General features: G+C 62.5%; 6 protein-coding genes. 2 read left to right on the top strand and 4 right to left on the bottom strand.

The window, feature by feature from the left end; translation table 11 throughout:
• Positions 1-1,158: alpha/beta hydrolase (locus HMPREF3104_RS06340; RefSeq protein ID WP_168156361.1), on the bottom strand; the 1,158-nt coding region annotated here is incomplete at its 3' end.
• Entirely contained in the window at positions 1,151-1,426 is a 276-nt protein-coding gene (locus HMPREF3104_RS06335; protein ID WP_141738153.1) for a hypothetical protein, read from the bottom strand. The genes HMPREF3104_RS06340 and HMPREF3104_RS06335, both read right to left, overlap by 8 nt.
• 79 nt (positions 1,427-1,505) lie before the next feature.
• On the opposite strand from HMPREF3104_RS06335, the gene HMPREF3104_RS06330 reads away from it, so the two are divergent.
• On the top strand, positions 1,506-2,336 hold the full coding sequence (locus tag HMPREF3104_RS06330) for a carbon-nitrogen hydrolase family protein (RefSeq protein ID WP_070494854.1): 831 nt from the start codon (positions 1,506-1,508) through the stop codon (positions 2,334-2,336).
• On the opposite strand, the gene HMPREF3104_RS06325 is transcribed toward HMPREF3104_RS06330, so the two are convergent.
• Positions 2,311-3,387 (bottom strand): ferredoxin reductase domain-containing protein, encoded by a 1,077-nt coding sequence (locus HMPREF3104_RS06325; RefSeq protein ID WP_070494853.1) that lies wholly within the window; start codon positions 3,385-3,387, stop codon positions 2,311-2,313. The two genes, HMPREF3104_RS06330 and HMPREF3104_RS06325, sit on opposite strands and share 26 nt — an antisense overlap.
• Positions 3,384-3,887, bottom strand: a complete 504-nt coding sequence (locus HMPREF3104_RS06320) for a helix-turn-helix transcriptional regulator (RefSeq protein WP_070494852.1) — start codon at positions 3,885-3,887, stop codon at positions 3,384-3,386. Before HMPREF3104_RS06320 ends, HMPREF3104_RS06325 begins: the two co-directional genes overlap by 4 nt.
• A gap of 459 nt (positions 3,888-4,346) precedes the next feature.
• Between HMPREF3104_RS06320 and clpB the strand changes: the two genes are divergently transcribed.
• Positions 4,347-6,893 carry an ATP-dependent chaperone ClpB gene (gene clpB, locus HMPREF3104_RS06315; RefSeq protein WP_052205993.1) on the top strand — a complete coding sequence of 849 codons (2,547 nt, stop codon included), beginning with the start codon at positions 4,347-4,349 and terminating at the stop codon, positions 6,891-6,893.
• Positions 6,894-7,404 lie beyond the last annotated feature (511 nt).

Raw genomic sequence — 7,404 nt, 5'->3', positions numbered from 1 at the left:
AACCCCAGCACCAACCCCAACCCCAGCACCAACCTCACCAGCCAACGCATCCAGCAGCACCTGGTCGGTGAAGTAGTCGCTGTGGCTGCCGCGGACGCCGTCGATGATGGTGGCGCCGTAGCTGGGGTCGCTGGGGGAGGTGGAGCCGTGGAGGCTAAAGGCATCATTACGCAGGGCGAGGATCACATCATCGGAAGCGTCCGCCACGAACACCTCAGAATCGGGGCTGCGTAGGGTGAGGTCGTCAACGGAGCGGCCGTCGACACCCGGGCTGCCTAATAGCCACAGGTCATCCGCAAGCAACCCGTGCTGGTGTGCGGCGCGGCTGGCCACCAGTGTGCCGTAGGAGTGTGCGACCACGGTTTTGGTGGCGTCCGGCCAGCGCTGCTCAAGCGCGAGTTGGAACATGGACAGGTCCGCCGCCCCGCGCGTGGCCGGCAGCCCGGAGAAGCCTTCAGCCAGGTCTTTGGGCGGGTCGTAGCCTTGCCACACCACTACGGCCGCGCCGGTGGTCTCCGCGATGCGTTGGGCTTTCGCCAGCTCGGCGGGCAGGTCGCGCGGGTCCCCGCTGGAGACGCCCGCGACCATGGTGATGATGCGCGCGGGGTCCACGGCATTTCCAACCATCACGGTGGTCGCCCCGGGCCCGGCCTCCAGCACGGTCCCGCCGGCCCGCTCGATGGCCAGTTGGGTTGCGGCGGGCAGGGTGGCCATGTGTTGGGCATGTAGCGTATCGACGCCCACGCCAACCCCATCCACCAACCTCTCCATCCGATCCGCAACGGTTGGGTTGAGATGTTTGGCAACCGCCATATCCAGCTGCTTCGACATCAGATTCAGCAGCACAATGGTGCGCTGGTGAAGAGCGTCGGCGGCGGCCTGGTCGATGAGGTCCTGCTGTTGGGCGGCTAGCGTCATCACGTCGGCGACGCGTTCGGCGCGCTCGGCGGCGGCCTCATAACTAGCGGCGTAAGACTCTAAACGCTTATACGCCTGCTGCGGCGCGGGACCGTCGAAGCCGCTGGCCTTCAACGCGTCAATCGCGCGGCGCACGGCGGTGGCGCGGGCCGATAACGCCCTGGCGGTAAGCCGCCAGGCGCTAGCAACGCTGCGCAGCTGGGTAGGAAACAGGCTCGGGGCATACGTGAGGTCAGTCACGGCCAAACCTCCTAAGCTTCCCGGCGAGTTGATCGGCCCACGCGTCGTCGGCATCAACGACGCTTCGAGCAAAGGTGGCGATGGATTTGAGGTGGGCGGTGAGGGGGTGAAACGTGGCGTCGTGAAGCAGAAGCTCCTTGGCCTGGAGCTGGGACAGGGCGGTGGCTGTAAGGGAGGAGTCGAGGGTGGATGTGGGGATTGGGACGCGCTCGGGGAGATGCCCGAGGGCGGTGCGTGCGGTTTGTTCGGTCAGGCTAAGAAAATTCATGCCGGCAGTGTGGCAGGCGGTGGTGGGCGGGACAACGGTTTGCAGCCAAACTGTGGATAACTTGCCTAGAGTTATCCACATGAAAATCGCCTTATTGCAAACGGTCACGGGAGCCAGCAAGGCCGAAAACATTGAAAAACTGACGCCGCTGATTGAAGACGCAGCCGCCGCCGGCGCCACCCTCATCGTGCTGCCGGAAGCGTCCTCGCAGGCCTTTGACCAGGGGAGATTAGATACTCAGGCGGAGGAGTTGGACGGGGAGTTCGCCACCGCCATGCGCGAGCTTGCCACGCGTTGTGGGGTGAAGATTGTGGCGGGGATGTTTCGGCCGGGTGATGTCAATAAGGTCGGCGAAAAAACCCTCAACCGCGTGCGCAACACGGCACTCATAACGGGCGAAAATATACACAAGGGCTACGACAAGATTCACGCCTACGACGCGTTCAATTACCGCGAATCCGACACCGTCAAAACTGGCAGCGAGCTTGTCACGTTTGAGCACGAGGGCGTGACGGTGGGCGTGGCAATTTGCTTTGATATTCGCTTCCCGGAGCAGTTCAAGGCGCTGGCTGCGCGCGGCGCGAAGCTGATCGTGGTGCCTACGAGCTGGGCCGATGGCAAAGACAAGATCGAGCAGTGGCGCACACTGACGGCCGCCCGCGCACTCGATAGCGGCGCGTTTATTGCGGCGGCGGGCCAGGCGCGTCCCGATTGGCAGACCAAGGCCGGCGAGGCGTCCGGCCCGACCGGCGCTGGGCATTCGTGCGTGGTCAACCCCGTTGGGCATCGCATCGCGGAGGCCGGTTACGCCCCGGAGACGCTGATTGTGGACATTGACCTCAGCGAAGTGGACACCACCCGCCGCGCGCTACCGCTTTTGACTATTACTGAGCAAACGGAGATGCACTAGCGTCATGCGCGATGACCTGCGGGTCGAGCTCTGCAAGCGTCTCCGCTAGCGGCGTGATGTCGGCTTCGGATCCGCTCAGAATGACGTCTCTGCCCCACCACGTGCCAGGCCCCTCAACCAGCATGTGCAACGGCACGCGCACGCACGGCAGGCCGCCGGTGGCCAACTCTGGGTCCGCAGACGCGCACGTCACCGTCAGCCAGGGCTGGGCTTTGGCCAGTGCGCTGAGTGTTGCCAAGTCATAGAAACCCTCCGGGCCCGGCGCGATGATGAGGTGTACGTTCGGCTTCTCCTCGCGTTCCAGCAGGTCAAACACGATCGCCTTGGCTGCGGCCAGCCCGGTTCCCACAGCCACAAGCAGCACGTCGCGCTCACCAATTTCCACTCCGTTGCCGCGCGGCGCACCCACGGTGACAAAATCGCCCGGGTCCGAATCCAGCTCCGCGTGAAACTCCAGCTGGCCAAAGTTGTTCGACGGCGTCGCCGGCGCCCACTGGTGCCACTCGCCCGGCCGTCCGGACAACATCACGGGCAGCACCTGGCCCGGCTGGTACTCGATTTGCGAGCCCGTCTCCAACCTCAACACCGTCACCCCCGCCGCCTGTGTCACATCCGTCACTTGCGCCACGTGCGCTGGCGCAATGCCCGCCGCGTCGGCCGCCTCGCTGGCCTTCCGCATCACGTCCGCAGCCGCCGCAAGCACCTCACGCTGGGGCTTTTCCAGCTTGACGACGCCCCCGTACAGCCCCCCAACCGCCCCAAACTCAGCCGGCGGAAACCCCGTGCGACGCAAATCCAGCGCCCATGCTTCCAGGCGCCGCGTGACCTCCTCCGGCAGCTCCGGAGCGCTGGCGTTTCTGTTTTCCGGGCTGCCTTCGCCGTTGGCCCCGGCGTGCGCTGCGTGTGTCGCGTGTTCTAGGACGTACTCCACAGCATCGAGCGCGATCTGCGGCATCTCGGTCGTGCCCTGTGGCAACAGTGCGGCGCCTTGTGGGTAGGCGTCAATGAAAAGCTGAAACCATTCTGCTCGCACGTTTGCTGGGTCCTTCATGACCGTCGATCATACGCAGTCGCCTTCGCCGACATCTTCAGCATGTTCCACTCAAAGTCGCGGATCTCCTCGGAGACCCGATGGTCAGTGCCATACGGAAGTTGGCGGATGATCTTGTCGTAGAGGAGGCGGGGTTCGGCGACGTCAGGGTGGTCATTACCAAGCAAGAACGGCAGCGCGCGTAATCCTTTCAGGATGAGATCGAACTGCTTCTCATTGAAGAACAGTGTGGGAATGTAGTCGCCCGACTGAATTTGGTAGGCGCCTTCGACACCGGGTGCGGAGTGAATGTTGTAGCCGTCTCGCCGCAGCTGCGCGATGTACTCGCGCACCGTGCGCTCGCTCACGCCTAGCGCCTCGGCAAGGTCGCGAGCCGTGTACTGGCGCCCCCATTGCATGAGCCGCAAAATGGTCAGCCCGCGCGCAGCGGTCTCAACGCGCTTCTTTCCCTGTGCCTGCTCTTGTGCCTGCTCTTGTGCCTGTTCGGCCTTGTTGTCCATTGGTGGATCCCCCTCCGTTGTTGTGTTGTAGTTTCGCTGCACTCGGCGCACTCGGCTTGCTCAGCGCACTCGGCTTGCTCAGTGCGTGCCTTGGGACTGTGGGGTGGTGGGGGAGCTTTTTTCAATTGCGGCAGCATGTTGCCAAATCGGGGATATCTGCCGCAATAGGTCCGAAACTGTGAACCAGCTGTCAGCCAATGCAACTATCCCCGGTTTGGCAGATATTCGCCGCAATCCCAAAAAGCTCCCCCCGTACTCCAAATCTCAGAAACCCCCAAGGCCCGAGCCCACAGGCATAGACCAAACCGAGGCCCAAACGGCCCAGTTCAAAGTTGAGTGGAACATACTCAACCTCGCGTGCGTTACACCAAGTGCAGAGCAAAGTGCACGACAGTGCACGACAGTGCACACCAAGTGCACAACAAAATTTAGCAACAAAACAACACTAAGGAGTACGAGATGGGAGCTTTTAACCCAACCACGAAAACGCAGGAAGCGATCCAACAGGCGCTGCAGAAGGCGTCGGCTGCGGGCAACCCGGATATTCGTCCGGCGCACCTGCTTGAGGCGATTTTGAAGCAGGAGGACGGTATTGCCGCTCCTGTGTTGAAGGCGACGGGGGTGGATCCGGAGACCGTCGCAAAGGAAGCTGCGGAGATTACGGCTGGCTACCCCAAGGCTGAGGGTGCCAACATGGCGAACCCGAACTTTAACCGTGAGGCGCTGACGGCGCTCAATGCTGCCCAGGAGCTGGCGGGTGAGTTGGGTGATGAGTACGTCTCTACGGAGGTGCTCTTGGCGGCGATTGCGAAGGGTAGCGACGAGGCTGCGGAGCTTCTGCGCAAGCGTGGGGCGACGTATGAGGTGTTGAAGAACGCCTTTCCGTCTGTACGCGGGCACAAGAAGGTGACCTCGCAGGACCCGGAGCAGCAGTTCCAGGCGTTGGAGAAGTACTCCACGGACCTTACGGCGCGTGCGCGTGAGGGCAAGATTGACCCGGTTATTGGCCGTGACGCGGAGATTCGTCGTGTGGTGCAGGTGCTGAGCCGTCGTACGAAGAACAACCCGGTGCTCATTGGTGAGCCTGGTGTGGGTAAGACCGCTGTGGTTGAGGGCCTAGCGCGGCGCATCGTTGCCGGTGACGTCCCGGAAAGCCTGAAGGGCAAGACGCTGATCAGCCTGGACTTGGGCTCGATGGTGGCCGGCGCGAAGTACCGCGGCGAGTTTGAGGAGCGCCTGAAGGCGGTGCTGGATGAGATTAAGTCCAGTGATGGCGAGATCATTACGTTTATTGATGAGTTGCACACGATCGTCGGCGCCGGCGCCTCCGGTGAGGGCGCGATGGACGCGGGCAACATGATCAAGCCGATGCTGGCGCGCGGTGAGCTGCGCCTAGTTGGTGCGACCACGCTGGATGAGTACCGCCAGTACATTGAGAAGGACGCGGCGCTTGAGCGTCGTTTTCAGCAGGTGTACGTGGGCGAGCCGAGCGTGGAGGACACGATCGGTATTCTGCGTGGCCTGAAGGAGCGCTACGAGGTCCACCACGGTGTTCGTATCCAGGACTCCGCGCTGGTGGCGGCCGCTGAGCTGTCCAACCGCTACATCACTAACCGTTTCCTGCCGGACAAGGCGATTGACCTGGTCGATGAAGCCGGTTCGCGTCTGCGTATGCAGATTGATTCGTCTCCGCAGGAGATTGATGAGTTGGAGAGGGTGGTGCGTCGTCTAGAAATTGAGGAAATTGCGCTGGCGAAGGAGTCGGACGCAGCCTCGAAGGAGCGCCTCGCCGCGCTGCGCCAGGAGTTGGCGGATCAGCGTGAGGTTTTGGGCGAGATGAAGGCTCGCTGGGAGAACGAGAAGGGCGAGGTCAATCGCGTCCAGTCCGCGAAGGAGGAGCTGGAGCGCCTGCGCAATGAGTCCGAGATCGCGGAGCGCGAGGGCGACTACGCCAAGGTGTCTGAGCTGCGCTACGGACGCATCCCGGAGTTGGAGGCGGAGGTTGCCAAGGCTGAGTCTGAGGCCGGCACGAAGACGATGCTGGAAGAGGAGGTCACGCCTGACACGATCGCGGATGTGGTCTCAAGCTGGACGGGTATCCCGGCTGGCAAGATGATGCAGGGCGAGACTGAGAAGCTGCTGCAGATGGAAGACGTGCTGGGCGAGCGCGTGGTTGGCCAGCGCGAGGCGGTCATTGCGGTGTCTGACGCGGTGCGTCGTGCCCGCGCGGGTGTTTCGGATCCGAACCGTCCGATTGGTTCCTTCCTCTTCCTCGGCCCCACCGGTGTGGGTAAGACGGAGCTGGCGAAGGCACTGTCGGAGTTCCTCTTCGACGATGAGTCCGCCATGGTCCGCATCGACATGTCCGAGTACGGCGAGAAGCACTCCGTTGCGCGCCTGGTCGGTGCTCCTCCGGGATACGTGGGCTATGACGCTGGTGGTCAGCTCACCGAGGCTGTCCGTCGCCGTCCGTACTCGCTCGTGCTTTTCGACGAAGTCGAGAAAGCCCACCCCGACGTCTTCGATGTCCTGCTCCAGGTGTTGGACGAAGGCCGCCTGACCGACGGCCAGGGCCGCACCGTGGACTTCCGCAACACGGTGGTGATCCTCACCTCCAACCTGGGCGCGGGTGGTACTCGCGAGCAGATCATGGAGGCGGTCAAGCACCACTTCAAGCCGGAGTTCATCAACCGCCTGGACGACGTGGTGGTCTTCGACCCGCTGACCCAGGAGCAGCTTGTGGGCATTGTGGACATCCAGCTTGCGGCGCTCGCGGAGCGTCTTGCTTCTCGACGCCTCACGCTCCACGTCTCCGACGCCGCCAAGTCCTGGCTGGCGGAGCGTGGCTACGACCCGGCCTACGGTGCTCGTCCGCTGCGCCGCCTGATCCAGCAGGCGATTGGTGATCAGCTGGCGAAGAAGCTGCTTGCCGGCGAGATCCGCGATGGCGACCCGGTGCACGTGGACGTCGCCGAGGGTGCCGACCGCCTCGACATCACGGCCTAAGTACTCGCCGCCGGCGGTGCCGGTGGGCCGGACTGTCGGAGATCGGATGGTACGAATTCCCTCCCAATTGCATGTTCCATTACCCCTTGTCTTCGCCGGTGAGGGTCTCGTTGAAGCGTATTAGCGCTTACGGGGCCCTCTTCCGGTTCATAGGTAGAAACGTTTCGGCAGCAACCGAGTCGCCAACCCCGCAGTAATTGCTCCCAAAGAAACATTTGCGGGAGTTATGGGAGGGGTGGAGGGATAGTCTGGCAAGTTGTAAATCTTTGCTAAGAATGAGGTTGACGAATGGTAAAAGGCTTCGCGCGGTGCTATCATTGTTGATCAACGCCCCTTGCCGTTGACCCTCCACCAATCAGGAGTGACGCCGATGACAGGGGCTTTAATCATCTAAGGGGGAAGTTTTGAGTCAAAAGTCTAGGCAGCATCGAAGGCGAGAAAACGAGGCAGGCCGGCCCTTGTACCTACGTCCGGTGATTACTGCAGTTCTAATCGATGGAGGTTTCTATAG

The sequence above is a fragment of the Corynebacterium sp. HMSC30G07 genome, from assembly GCF_001806945.1.
Taxonomy (GTDB): domain Bacteria; phylum Actinomycetota; class Actinomycetes; order Mycobacteriales; family Mycobacteriaceae; genus Corynebacterium; species Corynebacterium riegelii.
This window is presented reverse-complemented; position numbering and strand designations above follow the sequence as displayed.

Excerpts from the sequence above, each read along its gene's own strand:
- clpB (WP_052205993.1), top strand. The coding sequence starts at position 4,347 with ATGGGAGCTTTTAACCCAACCACGAAAACGCAGGAAGCGATCCAACAG.
- HMPREF3104_RS06320 (WP_070494852.1), bottom strand. The coding sequence starts at position 3,887 with ATGGACAACAAGGCCGAACAGGCACAAGAGCAGGCACAAGAGCAGGCA.
- HMPREF3104_RS06335 (WP_141738153.1), bottom strand. The coding sequence starts at position 1,426 with ATGAATTTTCTTAGCCTGACCGAACAAACCGCACGCACCGCCCTCGGG.
- HMPREF3104_RS06325 (WP_070494853.1), bottom strand. The coding sequence starts at position 3,387 with ATGAAGGACCCAGCAAACGTGCGAGCAGAATGGTTTCAGCTTTTCATT.
- HMPREF3104_RS06330 (WP_070494854.1), top strand. The coding sequence starts at position 1,506 with ATGAAAATCGCCTTATTGCAAACGGTCACGGGAGCCAGCAAGGCCGAA.